The organism is Citrobacter portucalensis (genome assembly GCF_023374935.1).
GTDB classification, from domain to species: Bacteria; Pseudomonadota; Gammaproteobacteria; order Enterobacterales; family Enterobacteriaceae; genus Citrobacter; species Citrobacter portucalensis.
The window spans coordinates 2686475-2711316 of record NZ_CP092466.1 but is presented as its reverse complement, the minus strand read 5'-3'; the positions used below and the strand labels follow the sequence as shown (position 1 = coordinate 2711316).

General features: G+C 51.3%; 27 protein-coding genes. 11 read left to right on the top strand and 16 right to left on the bottom strand.

The features are described from left to right. Positions 1-32 precede the first annotated feature (32 nt). Complete coding sequence (locus LY264_RS13170) at positions 33-884, bottom strand: aldo/keto reductase (protein WP_048226563.1); 852 nt, start codon at positions 882-884, stop codon at positions 33-35. Positions 885-1146: 262 nt separating this feature from the next. Between LY264_RS13170 and LY264_RS13165 the strand changes: the two genes are divergently transcribed. Beyond that, positions 1147-2343, top strand: coding sequence for a multidrug effflux MFS transporter (locus LY264_RS13165; protein ID WP_048226561.1), 1197 nt, complete (start codon positions 1147-1149; stop codon positions 2341-2343). A 31-nt stretch (positions 2344-2374) separates the two neighbouring features. Here the strand turns inward: LY264_RS13165 and LY264_RS13160 are convergent, their stop codons facing one another. Further along, the gene (locus tag LY264_RS13160) at positions 2375-3409 is read right to left on the bottom strand and encodes an AI-2E family transporter (protein WP_048226559.1); all 1035 of its coding nucleotides are present in this window, start codon (positions 3407-3409) and stop codon (positions 2375-2377) included. 138 nt (positions 3410-3547) lie between these two features. Here LY264_RS13160 and LY264_RS25995 point away from each other — a divergent pair, with 138 nt between their 5' ends. The 3 genes from LY264_RS25995 to mdtI all read left to right on the top strand — a co-directional run bounded on the left by LY264_RS25995 (position 3548) and on the right by mdtI (position 4507). Next, positions 3548-3718 (top strand): protein YdgV, encoded by a 171-nt coding sequence (locus tag LY264_RS25995; protein ID WP_087050578.1) that lies wholly within the window; start codon positions 3548-3550, stop codon positions 3716-3718. Positions 3719-3825: 107 nt separating this feature from the next. Further along, on the top strand, positions 3826-4191 hold the full coding sequence (gene mdtJ, locus LY264_RS13155) for a multidrug/spermidine efflux SMR transporter subunit MdtJ (protein ID WP_165612493.1): 366 nt from the start codon (positions 3826-3828) through the stop codon (positions 4189-4191). Continuing rightward, positions 4178-4507, top strand: a complete 330-nt coding sequence (gene mdtI / locus LY264_RS13150) for a multidrug/spermidine efflux SMR transporter subunit MdtI (RefSeq protein ID WP_003832870.1) — start codon at positions 4178-4180, stop codon at positions 4505-4507. The genes mdtJ and mdtI overlap by 14 nt, the downstream gene beginning before the upstream one ends. 34 nt (positions 4508-4541) lie before the next feature. Here the strand turns inward: mdtI and LY264_RS13145 are convergent, their stop codons facing one another. The 6 genes from LY264_RS13145 to msrP form a co-directional block, all read right to left on the bottom strand. After that, complete coding sequence (locus tag LY264_RS13145; protein ID WP_048226556.1) at positions 4542-5363, bottom strand: trypsin-like serine peptidase; 822 nt, start codon at positions 5361-5363, stop codon at positions 4542-4544. 100 nt (positions 5364-5463) lie between these two features. Continuing rightward, the gene (ydgU, locus tag LY264_RS26070) at positions 5464-5547 is read right to left on the bottom strand and encodes a small membrane protein YdgU (protein ID WP_049259791.1); all 84 of its coding nucleotides are present in this window, start codon (positions 5545-5547) and stop codon (positions 5464-5466) included. Positions 5548-5633: 86 nt separating this feature from the next. Beyond that, the gene (gene asr / locus LY264_RS13140) at positions 5634-6029 is read right to left on the bottom strand and encodes an acid resistance repetitive basic protein Asr (RefSeq protein ID WP_048214236.1); all 396 of its coding nucleotides are present in this window, start codon (positions 6027-6029) and stop codon (positions 5634-5636) included. A gap of 137 nt (positions 6030-6166) precedes the next feature. Further along, on the bottom strand, positions 6167-7654 hold the full coding sequence (locus LY264_RS13135) for a carboxypeptidase M32 (RefSeq protein ID WP_048226553.1): 1488 nt from the start codon (positions 7652-7654) through the stop codon (positions 6167-6169). Positions 7655-7701: 47 nt separating this feature from the next. Continuing rightward, a complete protein-coding gene (gene msrQ, locus LY264_RS13130; protein ID WP_048226551.1) occupies positions 7702-8328 on the bottom strand; it encodes a protein-methionine-sulfoxide reductase heme-binding subunit MsrQ in 627 nt (208 codons plus the stop codon). Next, positions 8329-9333 (bottom strand): protein-methionine-sulfoxide reductase catalytic subunit MsrP, encoded by a 1005-nt coding sequence (msrP, locus tag LY264_RS13125; protein ID WP_032943379.1) that lies wholly within the window; start codon positions 9331-9333, stop codon positions 8329-8331. It abuts the gene before it with no gap. A 189-nt stretch (positions 9334-9522) separates the two neighbouring features. On the opposite strand from msrP, the gene LY264_RS13120 reads away from it, so the two are divergent. The 3 genes from LY264_RS13120 (at position 9523) to LY264_RS13110 (ending at position 12562) form a co-directional block, all read left to right on the top strand. Next, the gene (locus LY264_RS13120; protein ID WP_008784719.1) at positions 9523-10245 is read left to right on the top strand and encodes a response regulator transcription factor; all 723 of its coding nucleotides are present in this window, start codon (positions 9523-9525) and stop codon (positions 10243-10245) included. After that, positions 10242-11732 (top strand): sensor histidine kinase, encoded by a 1491-nt coding sequence (locus LY264_RS13115; protein ID WP_048226549.1) that lies wholly within the window; start codon positions 10242-10244, stop codon positions 11730-11732. The genes LY264_RS13120 and LY264_RS13115 overlap by 4 nt, the downstream gene beginning before the upstream one ends. 143 nt (positions 11733-11875) lie before the next feature. After that, positions 11876-12562, top strand: coding sequence for a CPBP family intramembrane glutamic endopeptidase (locus tag LY264_RS13110; protein ID WP_048226545.1), 687 nt, complete (start codon positions 11876-11878; stop codon positions 12560-12562). Between the two features lie 33 nt (positions 12563-12595). Here LY264_RS13110 and LY264_RS13105 read toward each other — a convergent pair whose 3' ends face one another. Next, complete coding sequence (locus LY264_RS13105; protein WP_071692392.1) at positions 12596-13849, bottom strand: MFS transporter; 1254 nt, start codon at positions 13847-13849, stop codon at positions 12596-12598. Between the two features lie 107 nt (positions 13850-13956). On the opposite strand from LY264_RS13105, the gene LY264_RS13100 reads away from it, so the two are divergent. The 3 genes from LY264_RS13100 to bioD all read left to right on the top strand — a co-directional run bounded on the left by LY264_RS13100 (position 13957) and on the right by bioD (position 17026). Beyond that, the gene (locus LY264_RS13100) at positions 13957-14856 is read left to right on the top strand and encodes a LysR family transcriptional regulator (protein WP_048226544.1); all 900 of its coding nucleotides are present in this window, start codon (positions 13957-13959) and stop codon (positions 14854-14856) included. Between the two features lie 128 nt (positions 14857-14984). Then, the gene (gene mlc / locus LY264_RS13095; protein WP_048226542.1) at positions 14985-16205 is read left to right on the top strand and encodes a sugar metabolism global transcriptional regulator Mlc; all 1221 of its coding nucleotides are present in this window, start codon (positions 14985-14987) and stop codon (positions 16203-16205) included. A 125-nt stretch (positions 16206-16330) separates the two neighbouring features. Beyond that, positions 16331-17026, top strand: a complete 696-nt coding sequence (gene bioD, locus LY264_RS13090) for a dethiobiotin synthase (RefSeq protein ID WP_020996409.1) — start codon at positions 16331-16333, stop codon at positions 17024-17026. Here bioD and clcB read toward each other — a convergent pair. From clcB to LY264_RS13060, 6 genes are all read right to left on the bottom strand, one after another. Continuing rightward, positions 16982-18271, bottom strand: coding sequence for a voltage-gated ClC-type chloride channel ClcB (gene clcB, locus LY264_RS13085; RefSeq protein WP_048216317.1), 1290 nt, complete (start codon positions 18269-18271; stop codon positions 16982-16984). The genes bioD and clcB overlap by 45 nt on opposite strands. Before the next feature lie 119 nt (positions 18272-18390). Further along, the gene (gene dmsD, locus LY264_RS13080; RefSeq protein WP_048226540.1) at positions 18391-19005 is read right to left on the bottom strand and encodes a Tat proofreading chaperone DmsD; all 615 of its coding nucleotides are present in this window, start codon (positions 19003-19005) and stop codon (positions 18391-18393) included. A gap of 42 nt (positions 19006-19047) precedes the next feature. Further along, positions 19048-19902, bottom strand: coding sequence for a dimethyl sulfoxide reductase anchor subunit family protein (locus LY264_RS13075; protein ID WP_048226538.1), 855 nt, complete (start codon positions 19900-19902; stop codon positions 19048-19050). A gap of 1 nt (position 19903) precedes the next feature. Continuing rightward, positions 19904-20521 carry a dimethylsulfoxide reductase iron-sulfur subunit DmsB gene (gene dmsB / locus LY264_RS13070; protein WP_008784727.1) on the bottom strand — a complete coding sequence of 206 codons (618 nt, stop codon included), beginning with the start codon at positions 20519-20521 and terminating at the stop codon, positions 19904-19906. A gap of 10 nt (positions 20522-20531) precedes the next feature. Beyond that, on the bottom strand, positions 20532-22970 hold the full coding sequence (gene ynfE, locus LY264_RS13065) for a selenate/tellurate reductase subunit YnfE (protein ID WP_071692393.1): 2439 nt from the start codon (positions 22968-22970) through the stop codon (positions 20532-20534). A gap of 148 nt (positions 22971-23118) precedes the next feature. Further along, on the bottom strand, positions 23119-23427 hold the full coding sequence (locus LY264_RS13060) for a DUF1161 domain-containing protein (protein WP_008784729.1): 309 nt from the start codon (positions 23425-23427) through the stop codon (positions 23119-23121). A gap of 102 nt (positions 23428-23529) precedes the next feature. On the opposite strand from LY264_RS13060, the gene LY264_RS13055 reads away from it, so the two are divergent. Further along, positions 23530-24240: a YnfC family lipoprotein gene (locus tag LY264_RS13055; RefSeq protein ID WP_081365290.1), complete on the top strand. Its 711-nt coding sequence runs from the start codon at positions 23530-23532 to the stop codon at positions 24238-24240. A gap of 6 nt (positions 24241-24246) precedes the next feature. Here LY264_RS13055 and speG read toward each other — a convergent pair whose 3' ends face one another. Further along, positions 24247-24807: a spermidine N1-acetyltransferase gene (speG, locus tag LY264_RS13050; RefSeq protein WP_008784731.1), complete on the bottom strand. Its 561-nt coding sequence runs from the start codon at positions 24805-24807 to the stop codon at positions 24247-24249. Positions 24808-24842 lie beyond the last annotated feature (35 nt).

Sequence of the window (24842 nt, the reverse complement as noted above, 5' to 3'; positions counted from 1 at the left end):
AAAGTAAGACGGCCTCTGCGGAGGCCGTTTTTTTAAACATCCAGTTTACGCTGGGTGATCCATTCCACACGAGCCGGATCGCGATGCGAGAAGAACGCACTGGTTCCGCTGTCCATCGCGGCAATTTGCGTCATCTCTTCCGCCGTTAGGGCAAAGTCCAGCACCTGAATATTCTCGGCCATCCGCGTTTTACGCACGGTTTTCGCCAGCGAAATAATCCCACGTTGATAAATCCAACGCAGCACGACTTGACCAACGCTTTTGCCATATTTTTCACCAATAGCCGCTAAGACTGGGTTCTGAAACAGGTCATTGCGTCCTTCAGCGAACGGTGCCCAGGCTTGCGGTTGAATATTCCGGCTCTGCATCCAGGCCACGGCATGCGGCTGCTGATGAAAAGGATTCACCTCAATCTGGTTAACGGCTGGAATAATGCGATTGAAAGCGATTAAATCCGCCAGACGATCCGGATGAAAGTTACTCACGCCAATCGCGCGGATTTTCCCTTCTTCATATAATTCTTCCATCGCGCGCCAGGCACCGTGTACATCGCCATAGGGCTGATGAATCAAATAAAGGTCAATATAATCCAGTTGAAGCCGTTGCAGAGAACGTGCGAATTGCGCCTTTGCGCCTGCATAGTTGGTATCCTGTAACCACAGTTTGGTAGTCACAAAAAGCGCCTCGCGGGGGACTCCGCTTTGCTTAAGAGCATTGCCGACCTGAGTTTCATTCTGGTAGGAGGCAGCGGTATCAATCAGGCGATATCCTGTATCAATGGCATCCCGTACGGCTTGCTCACATTCGCAGGCATCAGTCATTTGATAAACGCCAAATCCGAGCAGGGGCATCTCAACACCGTTATTCAGAACTGTTGTATTCATTGGGTTCTCCTGAGCATCATCGTTGCATTGGCTGCAGATTAGCAAATCTGTGTTGATACGATTAGTCTGTGAAATTCGCATGGACCTATGAGTAGAATTCATTTCTGAATGGTAATTGTTGGAACTCAGTCACAAAATATGACGCATATGATTTCACCATTCATGATCTCAGTTCATAAACTCATGCGGTTTAAACCGTCTAATCACGGCAATACGTTGTCTATATACTGCGACCTGACTTTTTAGAACATGACAGGGCACTATGCGTACACGTGAACATGCCTCACCGGTAACTACCGCAAGCCAGACCGGTCTTACTTTTATTCTGATCCTCAGTGGCCTGATGGCCTTTACATCGCTTTCTACCGATATTTATCTTCCAGCAATGCCGACGATGGCCAAGGATTTACATGGCAATGTTGAGCTGACGATTACTGGTTTCTTAATTGGTTTTACTATCGCACAGTTGATTTGGGGGCCGATTAGCGATCATATGGGGCGGCGTAAGCCGCTGTTTATCGGCATGGTGCTATTTATCATTGGTTCCGCAGGGTGTGCGCTGTCTACAAGTATCACGCAAATTGTTTTCTGGCGGGTGTTTCAGGCGCTTGGAGCCTGTACCGGGCCTATGCTGGCGCGAGCGATGATCCGCGATCTCTTTGCACGTACTCGTGCGGCGCAAATGCTCTCGACCCTGGTGTTGGTGATGGCGATTGCGCCAATCGCCGGGCCATTGATTGGCGGGCAAATTATTCGCCTGAGCACCTGGCACTCTATTTTTTGGCTGCTGGTGGTGATTGGTGCGCTGATGTTTATCTCCTTAAACTGGCTGCCCGAAACATTGCCGGAAGAGAAGCGGGTGAAAGCCTCTTTAGCTGGTGCATTTCGTAACTACCGTTCGTTGTTAACCAATGGGCGTTTTATGCGCTATACCCTGAGCCTGACGTTTTATTACGTCGGTGCGTACGCGTTTATTACCGGGTCACCGTTTGTTTATATTAGCTATTACCATGTTGATCCACAGCATTACGGCTGGTTGTTTGCGCTAAACATTGTCGGCGTTATGGCGATGAGCGTGGTAAATCGTCGTCTGGTGCAGCGCCACTCTCTGGAACAACTACTGAAGTATGCGACGATGCTGGCGGCGCTGGCCGCAGTGGCGCTCGCACTGCTGGTTAAGCTGGAGTCAGGCGGAATTGTTGCCATTATCGTTTCCATTTTTCTGCTGTTCTCGATGAATGGCATTATTGCCGCGACGTCGACTGCCGCGGCGTTGGACGCGGTACCGAACATTGCGGGTTCAGCTTCGGCGCTGATTGGCGCGTTGCAATACGGCAGCGGTATTATCTCATCGTTGCTGCTGGCCGCCTTCAGTGATGGTACGCCCTGGACCATGGCGTGGATAATAGCGCTATTTACGCTGTTAAGCGCCGTTTTGGCTTTCCGCGTGAAACGATAAAGGAAATGCTCCGTAATGGCGGGGCGAAAACTCATTCTTTATTCAGATCGCTAAGCAGTACGGCAATGCTTTGACCGCCGTTGGTTTGTTCAAGCGCGATTTTCACGATGATGGTTAGCGGCACAGAAAGCAGCATCCCAACGGGACCGAGCAACCAGCCCCAGAAGATCAATGACAGAAATACCACCAGCGTAGACAGCCCCAGCCCGCGGCCCATGATCCGAGGTTCGAGGATATTCCCGAATACCAGGTTGATGACCAGATAGCCTGCCAAAACCACCAGCGCATCGTAAAGGCCGCTGAATGCCAGCACCTGAGCAATAGGGGGAATGGCTGCCAATACCGAACCAATATTAGGGATGTAGTTCAGGGCGAAGGCCAGTAATCCCCAGACAAAGGCGAAGCGCACATCCAATGCAGCAAGCATGCCCCAGGCGACCAACCCGGTCACAATGCTGATTGCCGTTTTAAGCACCAGATAGTGGGAGACGCTGTCGATGGCGCGTTGAATCGCCGCCATACCTTCAATGGGGCGACTCATCATTTGTTTGAGTTTGTTGGGCAGTTGCGGTACTTCCAGTAGCATAAAAACTACAGTCAGTAGCAGTAAAAATATCGATGACATAGCATTTGAAAGCTGCGCCAGTAAATTGGTCACCAGCGTCATTGCCGCGTTCGGATCGATATATTTGACGAGCTCGTCCACGGAAACGCCGATCCCTGCGCGTTGTAGCCATGGTTCAAGATTTTTTAGTGGGATAACCAGTGAAGAGCGATATTGCGGTAGCGTTCGCGCAAGTTCATTTAAGGATGTACCTAAATACGCCAACAGCAGCACCATTAACATTACAATAATAACGATAAGCAATGACACCGCAATTACGCGCGGTATGCGAAGCTTGGCCATCCGCTGCACCACGGGATTGAGCACAACGGCTATAAATAACGCCAGAATAAAGGGGACGATGATATCTGCGGCAAAGCGAATACCGCTCAGGATGATAACCAGCATGCCCAGCATAATGACTATTTTTAGACCGTTAAGCGTGATGATCGGTTTCGCCATGTGTATTCCCGCATTTTTCATTTTTGAATCTGCATAATAATGTGATTTGCGTCGAGCCGTTATAACAAAAATCAAACGGGGCAGGTAAAGAAGTGAAAAGACTTTGAGTTCGTCTTGAAGCTATGATACAAATCATCTGTGTTTAACTACCGAGGACAATTATCATCCGCGATGATGAGAAGCAACACTGCGGATAATTGTAATATTATGGACAATATGTTCAGGATGTTTTTGCGTTTACCTACACTTCTTCGTACCTCCTCCACTTTCTTGCTTGCGGGTGAGCAACACTGGCGCAACGCGCTTTAGTCCCTTCTTCTGCCTGAGCTGGCGCTGTGCGCTGAGCTAACTAATTTTATTTTTTGGTTTACTGCATGCAGTAGGCCTAAAGGACTATATTCTCAAGCAGGAGAAGCATCATGTTTTACTGGATATTATTAGGTCTGGCCATCACGGCTGAAATTACTGGTACGCTGTCAATGAAATGGGCAAGCGTTGGCCATGGTAATTCAGGCTTTATTTTAATGCTGGTAATGATCGCCTTATCATATATTTTCCTTAGTTTTGCTGTTAAAAAAATTGCCCTTGGTGTGGCCTATGCCTTGTGGGAAGGTATCGGTATTTTATTTATTACGCTGTTTAGTGTGTTGTTATTTGATGAAACCTTGTCCACGATGAAAGTGGCTGGACTGGTCTCGCTGGTATTAGGCATTGTGCTGATCAAGTCTGGTACTCGAAAACCTGCCAAAACGAGCAAAGAGGTGACCCATGCAGCAGTTTGAGTGGGTTCATGGTGCCTGGCTTGGCATGGCCATCGTGCTGGAAATAGTCGCTAACGTCTTTTTGAAGTTTTCTGATGGATTTCGCCGCAAGATTTATGGCGTGCTGTCGCTGGCTGCCGTGTTAGCGGCCTTTAGCGCGCTGTCGCAGGCGGTAAAGGGTATTGACCTTTCTGTTGCCTACGCTTTGTGGGGCGGGTTTGGGATTGCCGCGACGTTAGCGGCTGGTTGGGTGTTGTTTGGTCAGCGCCTGAATAATAAAGGCTGGATTGGCGTGGCGCTGCTGCTGGCCGGAATGGTGATGATTAAACTTGCCTGATATCCGTGCTGCCCGTTAATGCGGGCAGCATATGTTACTCCTGCGCCAACTCTTCCAGCTTATCGCGAAAACCGGTCACGGATATGGCGCGATTATCGGCTCGCCAGCGATCTTTTGCCGCCGGAGCGGAGCTTTGTACGCCAATCAACTGCCAGCCTGAATCTGTCTTAAGCATCAATGGTGAACCGCTGTCGCCCGGTAGCGTGTCGCACTGGTGCGACAAGACGGTATTCTGCGCCCAGCCGGTCACCACACAATCCTGATGGGTGTACAAATCGTCCAGATGATCTTCCGGATAGCCCGACTGTGTGACTTTGCGATCGGCGCTTTTCAGCGCCGCGGTTAACGCCGCTTTATCACCTTCAAATAATGGTAGGGGCGTGATTCCGGAAGGCGGGTAACGCAGCACCACCAGACCAAAATCCCACGGGGCTGCTGATGGCGGCACAATCCAGCCATCGCCATCGGCTTTCAAACGCTTACCGAGTGAGGGATCAACCCGTCCTTCGATTCCATGGATTTCATAGCGCCAGACACCCTTTTTCGACACAAAGCGTAACGCGACGGCTTTATCCGGTTTGCCTTTCGGTGGAGCGAGCAAGCAGTGTCCGGCAGTCAGGGCCAGATGCGGTGAAATGAGCGTGGCGGTACACAGATTACCACTGGCGGTTTCCAGTTGTCCGATAGCGTCCCACGGTGATTGCGTTGGGTCCGTTACTTTCGTGCGATCGTCATGACCAAAAAACAGCGTTTTTATGTTTTCTGCTTCAGCGGTGGTCGTTGCTGGCTGATCCGCATGCGCAACAACAGGAAAAAAACAAATTGAGCCCAGTAATACAGCAATGGTTTTATGCATATCACACTCTGGTGGGGAATTATGATTATAAACAGCAAACCCTCAGTTAATACTATAGACGGGACGGCGAGAAAGTGGGAGTAAAATCAGATAACTACACTCAGGAAAGATAAAAATGCATGGCAATGAGGGCGCAAATTATCAGAGTAATAAGAATGAACTCAAAGCGGTAATGTGACACCATTTTACCCTCCGAATGGCGGCGCTACATCAGGTCGATCTAGCGCCGTATGCTATGGCGTGGGGGACGCCATAGTAACTACAAATGCGTTATGCTGCAGGTTGAGCTGCTGGTTTAGCGGTGTCGTGTTTTACGGCTTTTTTGGTGTGTTTTTTAGCGGCCTGAGCTTTCTGCTCTGGTGCTTTTTGTTCTGCTGCTGGCTTGGTTGCTGCTTTTTTGGTGTGTTTTTTAGCAGCCTGAGCTTTCTGCTCTGGCGCTTTTTGTTCTACAGCCGGTTTAGTGGTGGATTTTTTAGCGTGTTTCTTGGCAGCCTGCGCTTTCTGCGGCGCTGCTTTGTGCTGTTTTTTATGATGCGTGGTTTTTGCCGGCGCTGCTTTGGTGGTTGCAGCAGCAGTCGGAGCGGTAGTAGCAGTTGTTTCAGCAGCAAAAGCAGCAGAAGACAGACCCATAGCAGCGGCAACAACCAGAGCTAATACTTTTTTCATTCTCATACCCTCGATTTGGTTTTTCATTCAACCCCACTGCGGGGCCGTTGAAATAACTATATCGCTGTAAACACAGGGCTTCCGTGAGTCATTGGTTTCGGCGTGTAACGATATGTACAATGACTCACGGTATGAGATTACAAATAGCGGGATTCCAGATGAGAACGGAAATAACGGCTGCTGAGCGGCTCCCCGGTCGCCTGGGTAATAAGCTGTTCAGTAGTAAAGCGGCTGCCATGCTGCCAGATGTTCTGACGTAACCACTCAAACAGAGCACCGAACTCACCTTGGGCAATAGACTGATTCAAATCAGGCAATGCGCGGTTAGCGGCACTGAACAACTGCGCTGCATACATGGCGCCTAATGTATAGGAAGGGAAGTAGCCAAAGCCGCCGTCAGTCCAGTGAATATCCTGCATACAACCGTTACGGTAGTTTCCGATCGTTGACAGCCCCAACCAGGCCTGCATTTTCTCGTTCCACAATGCAGGGATATCATCCACTTCAATATCGCCATTAATAAGCGCACGTTCGATTTCATAACGCAGGATCACGTGAGCGGGATAGCTTACCTCGTCAGCATCAACACGGATAAACCCGGGTTTAACCTGCTGGTTCCAGGCGATGAAATTGCTTTCTTCAAACGCTGCCTGATTGCCAAAGTGGCGCGTTACAGCCGGAATTAACCGCATCAGAAAGGCTTTACTGCGTCCCAGCTGCATCTCAAAGAACAGACTCTGGGACTCATGAATGGCGGTTGAGCGTGCCAGAGCAATAGGTTGCCCAGACCAGCTGCGTGGCAGGTTTTGCTCATAGCGCGCATGACCGGTTTCATGGATCACGCCAAACAGTGCGCTGAGTAATTCGTTTTCATCATAGCGGGTGGTAATGCGAACATCTTCTGGTACGCCGCCACAGAAAGGATGTGCACTGATATCCAGCCGACCAGCGGTAAAGTCGAAACCTAGCTGTGCCATTGTTTCAAGACCCAGCTCTCGCTGTACAGCTGATGGGAAGGGACCTACCGGGGCGATGAGCGACTGCTGAGACTGCTTTGCCACCACCTTGTTTAGCAGATCGGGCAGCCAACTTTTAACGTCTGCGAAAAGGACATCCAACTGAGCGCTGGTCATTCCTGGTTCAAAGATGTCCAGTAGCGCGTCATACGGCGAACAACCTTTTGCTTCTGCGCGCAGTCGGGCTTCTTCGCGGCTATACTTCACAACCTCTTTCAGGTTTTCGGAAAATCCTTCCCAGTCATTAGCTGGTCGCTGGCTACGCCAGGCATGCTCACAGCGGCTTCCCGCAAGTGATTTTGCTTCTACCAACGATTCGGGCAACAAGGATGCCTGGTGATGCAATCGAGACATTTCGCGCAGGTTCGCCTGTTCTACATCGTTGAGAGCTTCCTGTTGCGCTGCGGCAATCCACGTTGCCACTTTCGGGTCAGTTAACAGTTGGTGCTCAAGCACGCTCAGCTCGGCCAACGCTTCGGCTCGGGCTTTACTGCCTCCTGGCGGCATCATGGTAAACATGTCCCAACTGGCGATTGCCGAGAGGTGGGAGAAGCGAGAGAGCCGCTGGAACGTGCGGGTGAGCTGATGGTAATTATCATTGTTACTCATTTTTTGTTCTCGTTCTGTTTAGGTGTGGTTAAGAAGTTTACCGTGATTCACTCACTTTTCATAAACACACCTTTGTACCCGGTTTTCCGTAACAGTTTTTTATAGCGAAAAGCCAGCAGAACCACAAAACAGATGGCGTAGATAATAGGGAGCGGTGATAACACTTTTACCGACCACAGATAATGCAGCGGTAGCAAAATGGCGGCCAGGTAGACGTAGTTGTGCAATGTTTGCCAGCGTTTGTCCATTTTACGCTGAGCGGCTTGTGTCGAGGTCAACGTCAACAGGAATAAGATAATCCAACCGGCCATACCCAGCATTAGCCATGGGCGTGAAACCAGTTCACGACCCAACAATCCCAGGTTTTGTATACCCAGTTCCAGCAGAGCATAGCTGGTTATATGCAGTGTGGCCCATGCAAAGCACCATAAACCTAACAACCGCCGGGTACGAAACAACAAAGGCTGCTTTGCATAGCGCGCAAGCGGCGATACCAGCAGGGTAACCAGCAAAAACTTCAGCGCGGTAATGCCCGTAAAGTGCTGGATATCTTTTCCCGGGTCGGCACCCAATCCGCCATGCTGCGCGGCCCAGAAGAGCCATAGCAGGGGTAAAAAACCGGCGAGATGCAGCAGCACTTTCAGGCCGGTTATCTGTTTTGTAGTCAACCTCACTTAAAAATACTCCCGAAGATCCATGCCCTGATATAACGATGCCACCTCATCGGCATAACCATTAAAAGGTAACGTGGGCTGTCGCTGTACATCGAGAATGCCACCCGAACCGATAAAACGCTCAGTAGCCTGAGACCAGCGAGGGTGATCAACCTGCGGATTTACGTTGGCGTAAAATCCGTATTCATTCGGTGCTGACATATTCCAGGTCGTCGGTGGCTGCTCACGCGTCAGCTTGATACTGACTATCGATTTAATGCCCTTGAAGCCGTATTTCCAGGGTACGGTCAGGCGTATCGGCGCCCCGTTTTGCGGCGGCAATGCTTTGCCATATACGCCTACGGTGAGAAGTGTGAGCGGGTGCATAGCCTCATCCAAACGAAGACCTTCGACATAGGGATATTTCAACCCACCGCCAATAAAGCGGTCTTTCTGACCCGGCATTTCATCAGGGGCGTAGCGTGTTTCAAAAGCGACGTATCTGGCGTGACTAGTTGGCTCAACCAGCGCCAGTAATTTATGCAACGGAAAACCCACCCACGGCACAACCATCGACCAGGCCTCAACGCAACGCATCCGATAAATACGCTCTTCTAATGGAAAGCGTGTGGTCAGCGCATCATGATCCAAGGTTAAAGGTTTGTTGACCTCACCGCTGATGGTTAACGTCCAGGGATCGGTTTTCAGGCTACCGGCATTGGCGGCAGGATCGGCTTTATCCAGACCAAATTCGTAGAAATTGTTGTAGCCCGTCACCTTGTCTTCTGGCGTCAGTGACAGGCTGTTTTGCCAGCGTTCGGGCTTTGTGAACTCAAGCGCTTTGCCTGCGGGTGCGGGTGGACGATCGTTGCCTTTAAACCAATCCAGCAAATTAGCCTGTGTAGGGGAGGACAGCGTGGCCGCAGCCGCACCTATCCCTAGAGCTTTGAGGATCTGTCGTCGTTGCATAAAAAATACTGACTCGGCTGTAACATCTGCTTCCCGAAGTGGACGTTTTTTTAGCATGACTTTTCCTTCTTATTTTCATGTTAAGGAAAACAAAGCGACGTTTCCCTGTTGATGTCTGACGTGTCTGTAACGACATACTGCTCGCATGCGTATCCCTGGATCCTCACGAAAAGTTAAAAATTTTGTGATAACTTCCGCCCCTTGCCTGAGGTAAGCTTTCAGCACGACGAGAGGGGGATGACACTGATGGCAGGCGCGAAAAAGATATTTTTGGTTGAAGATGACAGCGATATTGCCTCACTTTTGCAGCTTAGCCTAAAGGATGAGGGTTACGAGATTGTTCATGAGGCAGACGGAGCTCGTGCGCTTGAACAACTGGAGAAACACGTCTGGGATGCCGTTATCCTCGATCTGATGCTGCCGGGTGTCGACGGGCTGGAGATTTGTCGTCGCATTCGCCAAATGAGTTTTTATTTGCCCGTCATTATCATCAGCGCCCGCACCAGCGAAACGCACCGTGTATTGGGGCTGGAAATGGGTGCCGATGATTATCTGGCCAAACCTTTCTCGGTGCTGGAGTTGATGGCCCGGGTAAAGGCATTGTTTCGTCGTCAGGAAGCGATGAGTCAGAACCTACGTATGGAGGCGGGGATTATCACCGTTCATGGCGTAGAGATTGACCCATTAGCCCGGGAAGTCCGGCTGCATGGTAAATCCCTCGATTTAACGCCGCGCGAATTCGATCTGCTCTATTTTTTCGCCCGTCATCCAGGCGAGGTCTTTTCGCGTCAGGCGCTGTTAGATCAGGTGTGGGGCTACCAGCATGAAGGGTATGAGCATACGGTGAACAGTCATATTAATCGCCTGCGGACCAAAATTGAAAAGGATGCTGCGGAGCCGGAAATTATTCTCACGGTTTGGGGACGAGGCTATAAGCTTGCTGCGGTTAACGCGGAGCATCAGCCATGATTTATCGCCTGTCGCTGAGCCAGCGTCTGACCCTCGTCTTTACCGCCATTATGCTGATTTGTGCGGTTACCGTCAGTGTTGTCCAGATCCGCAGCAGTAAACAGTATGGCGACGCCATGGTGCAAAGGCTCTCGCTGGAGCTGGCGAGCAAGATTGTCAAAAGTGAGTCGCTTATTGATACCAGCGGGCAGATTAATCGCCAGGCGTTAAAAGGATTGTTTAATCACCTGATGACGCTCAACCCCAGCGTGGAGCTGTATCTGATTTCACCGTCAGGTGAAATACTTGCTGATGCCGCACCGCCGGGGCATATCCAGCGGCAGAAAATTAGCGTACAGCCGATACAGGATTTCCTTAACTCAGCTGCGTTGCCCGTCTATGGCAACGATCCGCGTAGCAGCCAGCAAAAGGTATTCAGCGCCGCGCCAGTTTTATATAACGGTGAGCTACATGGCTATTTGTACATTATTCTGCAGGGCGAAGATCTGAATATGCTGGCGAATACCGCCTGGCAAAAAACGCTCTGGAATACCGTTGCCTGGACGTTAATACTGGTTTTATTAGCCGGTGGAATTGCAGGTTTTCTGGTGTGGCGATGGGTGACTAATCCAGTAAAAAGGCTAACCGGACAGGTGGTAAAACTGGAGAAGGACAGCATTGCCGTCATCAAACAATTGGCACAAAAAAATCCCGAACCGGTACCGGAGAATGAAATAGCGCTGCTGAACAATGCGTTTATCGAGTTAGCGCAGAAAATTGCCCAGCAGTGGGATTTATTAGCAGACAGCGATCGTCAGCGCAGAGAGTTTATTGCCAATATTTCGCACGATTTACGCACGCCGTTGACTTCGCTGTTGGGGTATCTGGAAATGCTGTCGCTGAAAGCCGATACGATGACGCCTGAGGAAAACCGGCATTATCTTAGCATCGCGCTGCGCCAGGGGCATAAAGTTCGCCATCTGTCACAACAGCTGTTTGAGCTGGCAAGGCTGGAGCATGGCGGTATAAAACCGCAGCGTGAACGTTTTGCTATTGGTGAATTGATCCAGGACGTGGCACAGAAATTTGATCTCCCTGTTGCCACGCGTCATTTGCAGTTGCACCTTGACGTAACGGGGCCGTTACCGCTGGTGAATGCCGATTTATCGATGATAGAAAGAGTCGTGACGAATTTGCTGGATAACGCTATCCGTCATACGCCTGACGGAGGCGAAGTGCGGCTAAAAGTCTGGCGTGATGAAGACCGTTTGTTAGCCGAAGTGCAGGACAGCGGGCCAGGGGTAGAAGAAGCTGTGCGAGAAGTATTGTTTCAGCGCCCGACCGCGTTAATTCCCCATGAGCAGCGGGCCGAGCGCGGCGGCCTGGGCTTACTGATCGTGCGTAGAATGCTCGAACTGCATGGAGGAGATATACATCTGGTTAGCTCAACGGCAGGGGCCTGCTTCCGTTTCTCGTTGCCGCTGGCGGATTCTCCTCTGAGTAGTTGACGGTGAAGTTCCGGAGTAAAGAGGGTTTTGGTATTGTACTCATGGGCATTGCGTAAAAGTTGGTAGGTTGTCAGTGATAATGAGAATTTTTATCATGCATAGGTAATTCATCAACTTATCTTCGATGAGCGCAAGGAGATCGTATGTCACAGGATGCCGACAACCTGTATATCGCCAGGACTAAAGCAGTTGCTGGCTGCTTTTCAATGTTTTTACTGATGTTTGGCCTCACGTTTACCCCGTTGTTTTTCCCCGCGAGTCAGGACCTGCTTGCCAAAGGGTTACTTTTTCCGCTGCTGTTTGCGCTGGAATTTATTGTGCTGGTTCCGCTGTATTATTTCTTCTTTAGAAAAAGAGAGGGACTGGGCAAAGGCATTTTCAACGCCAGGTGGTTTGCCATTTTGTTCGCGGGGCTGCTGTTTATTCAGCTTATCCTGCCATTGATTTTGGGTCTCAGACAAACCGAAGCGTGGGTGACCAGCCAAATATCCTTAAGTAGTTATGCGTTGTGGTTATCTACGTTGACCCTGATATTTATCGCGCCAGTTTATGAAGAAATTGTTTTCAGAGGCTGTTTATTCAACGCGTTACAGTACTGGTTCAATAATAAAACCTGGCTGTCGTCAGTGGTGGTATCGGTCATTTTTGCCATCATGCATACGCAGTATGTGGATCTACGCACGTTGCTGATGTTGTTTCTTGTGTCGCAGGTGTTGATCCTGGCCAGACTGAAAAGCAATGGTCTGTTGATGCCAATTTTGCTGCATATAGTGATGAACGGGACAGTTGTTGCTCTGCAGATGGCGGCTCAGACGTTACAGCCAGGGTGATGAAGGTGATGCCCGGAACCCGGGCATCGCGGATTATACGTGCAGACGATGGTGCAAACGCGCACCGACCAGCAACGCCAGCACCAGCATCAGGGCGATAAATCCGCCCACGCCGTTCCAGCCATAGCTGTGCCAGAACACACCGCCCAGCGTACCGGCAATACTGGATCCCAGATAATAGCTGAACAGATACAGGGAAGAAGCCTGGCCTTTAGCGCGTTTTGCTCGTGGTCCAATCCAACTGCTTGCTACGGAGTGCGCGGCAAAGAACCCGGCTGAAAAGAGCAGCATCCCGGCGAAGATCAGCCATAGCGATGTGAACAGAGTCATCAAAAGTCCAACCAACATCACGCCTGTTGAAAAGAGCATTACCGGGCCACGGCCATAACGAGTGGTCATAGAACCCGCCTTTGGCGAACTCCAGGTCCCGGTCAGATACGCCACAGATAACAAACCTACAACCGCCTGGCTGAGCTCCCACGGGGAGAGCATCAGGCGGTAGCCGATGTAATTAAACAGCGTGACAAACGATCCCATCAGTAAAAAACCTTCCGCAAACAGCAGCGGCAAACCTTTGTCGCGCCAGTGCAAGCGGAAGTTGATAAACAACGTTTTCGGGCGCAGCGACGTAGGTCTGAAATGACGGGATTCCGGTAAGATTTTCCAGAACATCAGTGCAGAGGCAAGGGCAAAACAGCCGATCGCCGCCAGCGCGATACGCCAGTTAAAAAAGTCGGTAAACACACCGCTGATCAAGCGACCACTCATACCGCCAATCGAGTTACCGCTGATATACAAGCCCATTGAGAAGGCGACGAAACTGGGATGAATTTCTTCACTCAGATAGGTCATCCCTACCGCCGCGACGCCGCTCAGTGAAAGTCCTATCAGAGCACGCATGATTAAAATACCGTGCCAGCTGGTCATCATCGTTGAAAGCAGCGTACAACAAGAGGCGAGCAGCAGCGCGGTAACCATCACCGGCTTGCGGCCAAAAGCATCTGAAAGTGGGCCGGTAAACAGTAACCCTATCGCCAGCATCGCCGTCGAGATGGAAAGCGAGATACTGCTGCTAGCGGGAGAGACCCCAAACTCGTGCGAGAGCACTGGTAGTATGGGTTGTACGCAATAGAGGAGGGCAAAAGTCGCCAGTCCGGCGGAAAACAGCGCCAGCGTGACGCGCATAAATGGGGATGTTCCGCGTTTGATAAATCCATCCGGCGGGGTAACTATCTGTTCATCAACATCGCTTGTTGGCGCGGTATCGACAGTTGTTGTACGGCTCACTTGAAATCCTTGCTCATTCAATTACGTCTACAGGACCAGCCTTAAGAGTATGAAAATCACAATATTCTGTCTAATATATTAATAATCTCAAATAATATTTTAAAAATATGAATATCGAACTGCGTCATTTACGTTACTTTGTGGCCGTTGCCGAAGAGTTGCATTTTGGTCGGGCGGCGGCGCGGTTAAACATTTCGCAACCGCCGCTAAGTCAGCAGATCCAGATCCTTGAACAGCAGGTTGGTGCCCGGTTACTTGCCCGAACTAACCGTAGCGTGGCACTGACCTCTGCCGGAAAGCAGTTTCTGGCGGACAGTCGGCAGATCCTCGGGCTGGTTAATGAAGCCGCCGCCAGGGCTGAGCGTTTGCATCTGGGAGAAGCAGGGGAATTGCGTATCGGCTTTACGTCGTCCGCGCCGTTTATCAAAGCGGTTTCAGATACGTTATCTATGTTTCGCCAAAGCTACCCGGCAGTGCATATGCAAACCCGCGAAATGAACACGCGTGAGCAAATTGCTCCGCTCAATGAAGGAACGCTGGATTTGGGGCTTCTGCGCAATACGCAGCTTCCGGAAACGCTGGAGCGTGAAATCATTCTGCATGAACCACTGATGGCAATGATCCCACGTGCGCATCCGTTGGCCCAAAAACCCGTGGTCACGTTGGCCGAACTGGCGAATGAGCCATTTGTCTTTTTTGACCCCCATGTGGGGACAGGGTTGTATGACGATATTCTGGGCCTGATGCGTCGCTATGGACTGAAGCCGACGATTGCACAGGAGGTTGGCGAGGCGATGACTATCATTGGGCTGGTGGCCGCAGGATTAGGGGTTTCTATACTTCCTGCTTCTTTTAAACGGGTACAACTGTATGAAATGTGTTGGATCCCGATAGCGGAAGAAGATGCTGTCTCGGAAATGTGGTTAGTGTGGCCAAAGCATCATGAGCAAAGTCACGCCGCGCAACGCTTTCGCGAGCAGCTTCTGGTGGCCGTTCAGAGCGGTTAATTTAGTTTAAAAATGGGTGAAAATGTGCAGTAAATCACAAGGCTAAGTAAAAAGTTGACGGAAGCCATTGAAGTGCTTCACCATAGCCCGCAGATTATTTCGGAGCGCGAAAATAAAGGGAGTAAGTGGTGGTTGCTGATAGTCAGCCTGGGCATATCGATCAAATTAAGCAGACCAATGCGGGTGCGGTTTATCGCCTGATTGATCAGCTGGGTCCGGTATCGCGTATTGATCTCTCCCGCCTGGCACAATTGGCGCCTGCCAGTATTACCAAAATTGTCCGCGAAATGCTCGAAGCGCATTTGGTGCAAGAGCTGGAAATCAAGGAAGCGGGTAGCCGTGGTCGTCCGGCCGTTGGGCTGGTTGTCGAAACGGAGGCCTGGCACTACTTATCCATTCGTATCAGTCGTGGCGAGATTTTTCTGGCGCTACGCGATCTGAGCAGCAAGCTGGTGGTTGAAGATTGCCTTGAAATGGCGCTGGTCAGCGAAATACCGTTGCTGGATCGCGTGATAACCCAGGTCGATCAGTTTTTCATCCGCCACCAGCAAAAGCTGGAGCGCTTAACCTCCATCGCCATCACCTTACCCGGTATTATTGATACTGAAAACGGTATCGTTCATCGCATGCCATTTTACGAAGATGTCAAAGAGATGCCGTTGGGCGAAGCGCTTGAGAACCATACCGGCGTGCCGGTGTATATTCAGCACGATATTAGCGCCTGGACGATGGCCGAGGCGCTTTTTGGCGCATCGCGCGGTGCGCGCGACGTCATTCAGGTGGTGATCGATCATAACGTGGGTGCAGGGGTGATCACTGACGGGCATTTGCTGCATGCAGGCAGCAGTAGCCTGGTGGAGATTGGCCATACGCAGGTCGATCCCTACGGTAAACGCTGCTATTGCGGCAACCATGGTTGTCTGGAAACAATCGCCAGCGTCGACAGCGTGCTCGAATTGGCGCAGGTGCGCCTGAAGCAGTCAATGAGTTCTTCTCTACATGGGCAACCGTTAACGGTAGACGCGCTGTGTCTGGCGGCCATGCAGGGTGATTTATTGGCGAAAGATATCATTAGCGGCGTTGGGACCCACGTCGGTCGAATTCTTGCCATCATGGTGAATTTGTTCAACCCGCAAAAGATATTGATTGGCTCTCCGCTCAGCAAAGCGGCAGATATCTTGTTCCCTACCATTGCGGACAGCATTCGTCAGCAGGCGCTTCCGGCTTACAGTCAGCATATAGTCGTTGAAAGCACCCAGTTTACCAATCAGGGGACGATGGCGGGGGCGGCGCTCGTGAAGGACGCGATGTATAACGGTTCTTTGTTGATTCGTCTATTACAGGGTTAACATTTTTTAACTGTTGTACGAAAAATTGCGCTATCTCAAGCTGATCCTGGTCGTCATACCTTAGACTTTCTCCACTGTTTTATTTTCCTGACTTATATTTTCAAAGCATAACGGTGGAGTTAGTGATGCTGAAGCGTTTCTTTATTACAGGTACAGACACTTCTGTTGGGAAGACCGTGGTTTCCCGCGCATTACTACAAGCGTTAGCGTCAGGGGGTAAAAGCGTTGCGGGTTACAAACCTGTAGCCAAAGGCAGCAAAGAGACGCCCGAAGGTCTGCGCAACAAAGATGCACTGGTACTGCAAAGTGTGTCATCTATCGAGCTGCCTTATGAGGCGATTAACCCAATTGCGTTGAGCGAAGATGAAAGTAGCGTGGCGCATAGTGGTCCGGTCAATTACACCCTGTTATCCAACGGTCTCGCAAGCCTCAGCGAAAAAGTCGATCACGTTGTCGTGGAAGGCACCGGAGGCTGGCGGAGCTTGATGAACGATCTGCGTCCGTTATCGGAGTGGGTGGTGCAGGAACAACTGCCGGTGCTGATGGTAGTGGGTATCCAGGAAGGCTGTATTAATCATGCGATCCTCACCGCGCAGGCGATAGCCAGCGACGGACTGCCGTTGATTGGCTGGGTTGCGAATCGCATTAACCCTGGGCTGGCGCATTATGCGGAAATCATTGATGTGCTGGGTAAAAAATTACCTGCACCGCTGATCGGTGAACTGCCTTATCTGCCTCGTGCAGAGCAGCGTGAGTTGTCGCAGTACATCCGCCTTTCAATGCTCGGCAGCGTGCTGTCGGTAGATAGAGTCGTGGCGTAACGTACGCGACAGTACCGATGCCAGGACACAGGCGATCAGTAATCCGGGGAGCAGGCGATACTCCCCGGTCATTTCACAAACCATCAACGTCGACATTATTGGTGCATGCGTGGTAGCCGCCAGCAGCGTGGCCATCCCCGTTAATCCCAGCAAAATGGCAATTTCATCCGAGCCCGGAAGCCATAATCCCCATACCTGACCCAGCAACATGCCCACCGACAAGCCGACAAACAGCGTTGGCGTAAACACGCCACCCGGAGCACCGGATCCACTGCTGGCAAGCACCGCCAGTAATTTGCAGATAAAAATCCCGCCAACCACGGCCAGCAGCGGTGGTGAAAGTAAATATGACTGCACCACGCTGTAGCCATTACCCCAGACCGTAGGCGTGAGCAATGAAAGCAGGCCAACGATCAACCCGCCAAGCGCCAGTTGCCACGGTGGCGAGAGTTTTAAGCGCAAAAATACATTATGGCTGGCGGTCATCAACCACATGAAGAGCGGTCCGCAGATGCCAGCAGCCAGACCGGTGCTGACAATCATAACGTATTCCAGAGCATGTAATTCCCGCGACAGGTGCACGGTATACAGCAGCGCATTGCTGCCGCTAAGCAGATTGGTGGTGAGTAATGCGACTACGGCGGACACCACTACCGGCCCCAGTGAGGCGAGGATCAGTGTGCCAAACAATACTTCGGCAATAAATAAACTGCCCGCCAGCGGGGCATGATAGGCTCCAGCCATACCTGCAGCGGCGCCGCAGGCAATCCATAACTTCCATTCTGTACGCGGGGTAAAGCGTTGAGCAAAGCAGGAGGCTGCCAGGGCCGCCAGTAAAATCATGGCACCTTCACGTCCGATGGCGCTCCCGCTGGCAACGACCAGTAACGATGCCAGCGATTTCACCAGGCTTGCACTGACGTCAAATTGTCCGTCGGTTTGCAGGGCTTCCATATAATCAGTGGGAGCCTGCGGACGTAAACGGTTAAATTTTTGCCAGCCCCACAGTAGTAATCCAGCCGCCAGACCGCCGAGTGCAGGTGTCAGCATACGCCTTAAGGGCGAAAGGTTTGTCGCTGCGTTGACCAGACTCCCTGTGTTGTTGCTCAGAAACAACCATTCGAGAAGTAGCATGGCATGACGAAATCCTGCGACGGCCAGCGCAGCAAGGACGCCAATCAACGCGGCGATCAGCAGGCGGCGGAACATGGCACGCAGGTCAGGGTAAGCATGTAAATGATGCATGAGTGGCCAGACTGGAAAATTCAGACGCTCTATTTTGCGGCTATTAGGTAACAGAAGCAAAAGCTCAGCGTGCGCAACAGGATGCACCACAGGCAGGACGCATCCTACCTGTGACGAAACTAACGGAACAAAGGCTTATCGGCTACCGGGATCAGTAACTGTGATTGCCACTGTGCCAGCGTCAGACGCGCCAGTTCACCCAGCGCCTGGTAGAACGGATGGTCGGCTTTTTCGATAAACACATTAAGGAAGCGCGATGACCATGGGAACAGATGCCAGGCCAGCAGTTGCTCGCACTCGGTGTGGCGTTCGTTCTCGGCAAGCCAGGCCGTCAGCAACAGCAGCGAACCAAAGTGATCTTCTGGCTCATTTTGCTGCATGGCAAACTGGATGCCGTTGTCCCGCATCCACTGGCGTAATGCCAGCGTGGAGTCGCCAAACAACACGTTTTCACGATCCAGCCAGACGGATCCCCATGGCGGAGAAGGGAGCGCATAAGGCCCAACAAACAGACGTTGCCAGGCCTGCGGGAGAGACTCATCGGCATCAGCCTGAAACTGATCGACTAACGGCGAAAGCGTTGTCTTTTCAAGCGGCCACTGCGACTGCCAGCCATCGGTTCTTAATGCACTGACCAGTGCCGAAGCTTCCGCACTGTCTGGGGCATAATAAAACAGCGCGCCGAGCACACGCGCTGCAGTAGAAAAGTTGTCTCGTTGTGAAAAATGGGTCATGCAAACAATCCTGAACAGTGCGGGTTGCCCCGCACCCGAAAGTTAACCTGCAACAGCCATTCCGACTGTCATATGTAAACCGTAAAACAATCCGCGGCCAATGATTTCACCGACAAGCACCAGAATTAACCCGAGCGCCAACCCGCCAACGGACGGTCGTTTGCGACGGATCAACGGACATATCCAGCAACCCAGACCCGCAGCCAACAGCAGCACACGCCAGACCTGTAAACTGCCGTAGTCGGGAACCAGCGCGCTGGCGGATTGTACCGAACTGTGGATCTCGCCGAGTGACAGTCCCTGCAGCACAATAACGGCCACCGTAACCAGCAGAGCCAATACGCTGATACCGGCGAATCTGACGACGTTAAAAGAAACACCTGCAGCACGCAGCAGCAGAGCGGCAAATAGCGGTCCACTGAGCAGCATCGTCATGAAAAACGCCAGTGTAGTATAGCCGTTATACCAGGTTGGGACGGTGTCTATCTGGTAGACGTTGGTCATCGCAAAGACAAATACCAGGCCCAGCAACATGCTCAATAGCATCCAGATTTTACCTAACGCTGCGGGCATTTTACCGAGAAACGCCACCAGCCACCACAGGCCACCGACGGCGAAAAACAGCGAACCGCTGGCGATTTCGTTACTTAGCGCCGATGCGCCAATTTTGTTCAGCGAGTTAAACGCGCGCAGCGGCGAACCTAAATGCATAACCGAGGCGAGAAAGGCGATGCCCATTACCAGCCAGAGAAAAAACATACTGCGAACGATACGTTGTTTTGCCAGCTCGTCTTTAGCTGTCAGCCAGCCGCAACCACTGACGATCAGCGCCCCGGCTACGCACTGGCCCAGCACCGTAAACAGTACCAGCGGCCATTCATGCCATCCATTTCCCATATTACACCTCCTTTGGATTAGCCAGAAAACCCGTGGTATCCCCGGTCGGGCGGCAATTGGCGTTTGGTTTGATCACAATATTTGGTTTGGTGAAGTGCGCACCCGGCAGCGGGGCGACGGCAGCCAGTTCACCATGTTTTTTGCGCAGTTCGTCGATGGGGCCAAAATCCAGCGCACGCAGCGGACAGGACTCGACGCAGATGGGCTTTTTGCCGTCTGCCACGCGATCATGGCAGCCATCACACTTGGTCATATGTCCTTTCGCAGCATTGTACTGTGGCGCACCGTACGGGCAGGCCATATGACAGTAGCGACAGCCAATGCATACGTCTTCATCGACCACCACAAAACCATCCTCACGCTTATGCATCGCACCACTTGGACAAACCTTGGTGCAGGCCGGATCCTCGCAGTGGTTACAGGAGATGGAGAGATAGTAGGCAAAAACGTTCTGGTGCCAGACGCCGTTGTCTTCCTGCCAGTCACCACCTGCATATTCGTAAATCCGCCGGAAACTGACGTCAGGAGTGAGGTCTTTGTAGTCTTTGCAGGCCAGTTCGCAGGTTTTGCACCCGGTGCAACGACTGGAATCAATAAAAAATCCATACTGAGTTGTCATGGGTTAGTCCTTAAACCTTCTCGATCTCGACCAGATTAGTGTGCTGTGGGTTGCCTTTTGCCAGCGGTGAAGGGCGCTGTGTTGTCAGCGTATTGACGCAGGCGCCATGGTCAATTTTGTCGCCGGCCATATCGGCATCGTGCCATGCACCCTGGCCCATTGCGCTGACGCCAGGCAGGATCCGTGGCGTCACTTTGGCCGGAATACGAACTTCCCCGCGGTCGTTAAAGACCCGCACCATATCGCCATTTGCAATACCACGCTTTTGGGCATCGACGGGGTTGATCCACACTTCCTGACGACAGGACGCCTGCAGAACATCGATATTGCCGTAGCTGGAGTGCGTACGGGATTTGTAATGAAAGCCAAACAACTGCAGCGGAAATGCGCTGCGTTTAGGATCGTCCCACCCTTCAAACGTGGAGGCGTAGACGGGAAGTGGACTAATTACTTCATCATTCTGCAACTCCCAGGTGTTGGCAATTTTCGCCAGCCGGCTGGAGTAAATTTCAATCTTTCCAGACGGTGTTTTGAGTGGATTGGCCTGCGGATCGTCGCGGAATTTTTTATAAGCGACAAAATGCCCGTTAGGATCTTTGCGTTTATAGATCCCCATTTTTTTCAGCTCGTCATAAGAAGGGAGCGCGGGGTCCTTGGCCAGCATTTTTGCATACAGATACTGGAGCCACTGTTCCTGAGTACGGCCTTCCGTAAACCGTTGATAGATATCATTGCCAAGGCGTTTGGCGACTTCGCTCATTATCCAGTAGATCGGTTTGCGTTCGAACTTCGGTGACGTCGCGGGTTGAATAAAAATGAGGTATCCCATGTTGCCCGCATAGTCGTTAGGAATGATGTCTTCCTGTTCGACGGTCATTAGGTCCGGCAGCAGGATATCGGCATATTTCGCCGAGGAGGTCATGAAGTTTTCGATGACCACTATCATTTCGCATTTCGTATCATCCTGAAGGATCTCATGCGTTTTATTGATATCTGAGTGCTGATTAGTAATGGTGTTGCCCGCGTAGTTCCAGATAAATTTAATCGGTACATCGAGCTTATCTTTACCGCGCACTCCATCGCGGGTTGCGGTCATTTCCGGACCCCGGGCGATGGCGTCGGTCCAGCTAAAGCAGGATATCTGGGTCTTGATGGGATTATCCGGCAGCGGCATGCGTTCAATCGTGATGGTGTAGGTTGATTCTCGTGCACCGCTATTGCCGCCGTTGATGCCAACGTTGCCGGTCAGGATTGGCAGCATCGCGATCGCGCGCGAAGTCAGTTCGCCGTTAGCTTGACGTTGTGGATCCCAACCCTGACAAATATACGCCGGTTTTGTACTACCGATTTCCCGTGCCAGTTTAATGATGCGCTCGGCCGGGATCCCTGTGACATGCGAGGCCCATTGGGGCGTTTTAGCGACACTGTCATCGCCATTGCCAAGTATATAGGCCTTGTAATGTCCGTTAGCGGGGGCGTCAGCGGGTAGGGTTTTCTCGTCATAACCGACGCAATATGTGTCGAGGAATGCCTGGTCGACCAGATCTTCGTTAATCAGGACCCAGGCGATTCCCGCCACCAGTGCGGCATCGGTTCCCGGACGAATAGGGATCCACTCATCTTCACGACCCGCAGCGGTATCGGTATAACGCGGGTCGATGACGATCATGCGGGCGTTAGAACGCTCCCGGGCCTGCTCAAGGAAGTATGTTATGCCACCGCCGCTCATGCGCGTTTCGGCAGGGTTATTGCCGAACATCACCACCAGCTTCGTGTTTTCAATGTCAGAGGTACTGTTGCCGTCATTTGAGCCGTAGGTGTAAGGCATTGCCGCCGCGATTTGTGCGGTACTGTATGTGCCGTAATGGCTCAGGAATCCGCCATAGCAGTTCATCAATCGAGCGACCAGCGAGGCATAAGGGGAGGATCGAGTAATATTGCCGCCGACAATGCCAGAGGTGTAGTTGATATACACGGCCTCATTACCGTATTTCTGTACGGTATTTTTTAAACTGGTGCTGATGGTATCCAGCGCTTCCTGCCAGGTTATGCGTTCGAATTTGCCCTCACCGCGTTTGCCCACGCGCTTCATAGGATAATTGAGGCGGTCCGGATGATTGATCCGTCGACGGATTGAGCGTCCACGCAAACAGGCACGCACCTGGTGCTGACCATAAATATCGTCTCCGGTCGTATCAGACTCCACCCATACGACCTCGTCATCTTTGACGTGGAGTTGCAGGGCACAACGACTGCCGCAGTTCACGGAACAAGCGCCCCAAACCACTTTCTCTTCAGCCGGTTGCATTGCCTGTTGTACCGCAGCAGCTGCGGTGCGCATCCCAAAAGGTAACGATAACCCGCCAGCGGCAAACGCCAACGAACCTATAGCCGAGGATTTCACTAACATCCTGCGGCTAATGCCTCCATATTGCTCAGTATCAGACATAACTCACTCCATTATAGTTATCGCTATATATTAATCTCTACAGCGAAATTAATAGCATGCTAATAATAGAGTAAGTTTACCCATTTATGAGTATGGCATCTTAATGCATATCAAACTGGAGTAACCCTCCGCGTACGGAGGGTATGATTTATTGCGGTTCGGCGACGTGCCCGTCCTGTGCAGGCGAGCTGTTGGCAGGGGCGTTTCCACTGTTAGTCCGGGTGTAGAGAATTTTGTGCGTATCGTTTGCACAATGTCCTACCACCAGTGAATCAGGTTGATCGGCCTGATCGTTGGGGACAATGTTCAGCGTAAAGCTGGACTCTGCGACGCCATTATTGATGATGCGCTGCTCGATATCGCTTTTCACGCGTTCACATGACGCAGGTGCCGCCAGAACCTGTGGGGATGCAACTGCCAGTAAGATCGCGGCAATTCCTGTTACGTATTTCATCATCAGCTCCTTTATGATCGACATAGACTAAGATTAGCATTTCTGGTGTAAATAACTGTATTTGCTAATATGATTGAGAATTATCTTCTTATCCCGGTGAAAAATGTGAAGAAACAGACCCTGTTAGGTTTCCTGTGTGTCGTGCTGGTTGGGTGTGATAACGCCAAAGGGCTGGTTTCCTTTACGCCGGAAATGGCCAGTTTTTCCAATGAATTTGATTTCGATCCGCTGCGCGGGCCGGTGAAAGATTTCAGTCAGACGCTGCTCAACGACAAAGGTGAGGTCACTAAGCGCGTTGCTGGTACCCTGTCACAGGAAGGGTGTTTCGATACACTTGAACTGCACGATATCGAAAACAATACCGGTATGGCGCTGGTCCTGGATGCTAACTACTATCGGGATGCCGAAACGCTGGAAAAAAAGATCCGCTTACAAGGTAAATGCCAGCTAGCGGAACTGCCTGCTGCCGGTGTGGTGTGGGATACCGACGATAACGGCTTTGTCGTTTCCGCCACGGGGAAAGAGATGAAGGTGCAGTATCGATATGATGCCGAAGGCTACCCGCTGGGCAAAACAACCGTCAGTAAGGACAGCACTTTGCAGGTTGATGCTAAACCGTCGGTTGACCCATTGAAGAAGTTAGATTACACCGCGGTGAGCATGCTCAACAATCATCCGTTAGGCAATGTCAAACAAACGTGCAAATACGATGAATACGCAAATCCGATCAACTGCCAGCTTGTTATCGTTGATGAGAGCGTGAAGCCGGCAGTTGAACATCATTACTCGATTGAAAACACGATCGACTACTACTAGTCGTGTTTACTGAGCGGTCGGCGGCAGCAGATTAGGGCCTGCCGTTTTGTGCTCTGCCAGATACTGCTGCTGGAAGATACACATACGAATCGTGTTGCGGTATTGGCCGTTGATAAAGAACTCATGGATCAGCTCGCCTTCCACCATAAAACCGAGTTTACGGTAGATGTGGATAGCCTTTTCGTTCTCTTTATCGACGATCAGATACAGCTTATAGAGGTTGAGCACGGTAAAGCCATAGTCCATTGCCAGCTTTGCTGCCCGTGAGGCCAGACCCTTCCCCTGATATTCCGGCGAAATAATAATCTGGAATTCGGCCCGGCGGTGTACATGGTTAATTTCAACCAATTCCACCAGCCCGGCTTTTTCACCGTCGCACTCCACCACGAAGCGGCGTTCGCTTTGGTCGTGGATGTGTTTGTCATACAGGTCTGACAGCTCAACAAACGCTTCGTAAGGCTCTTCGAACCAGTAGCGCATTACGCTGGCATTATTATCAAGCTGATGGACGAATCGTAAATCTTCACGCTCCAGCGGGCGCAACTTAACACTGAGGGCGCTAGTCATATCGTATCCTTTCAATATCCTTCAAAGTGCAATGA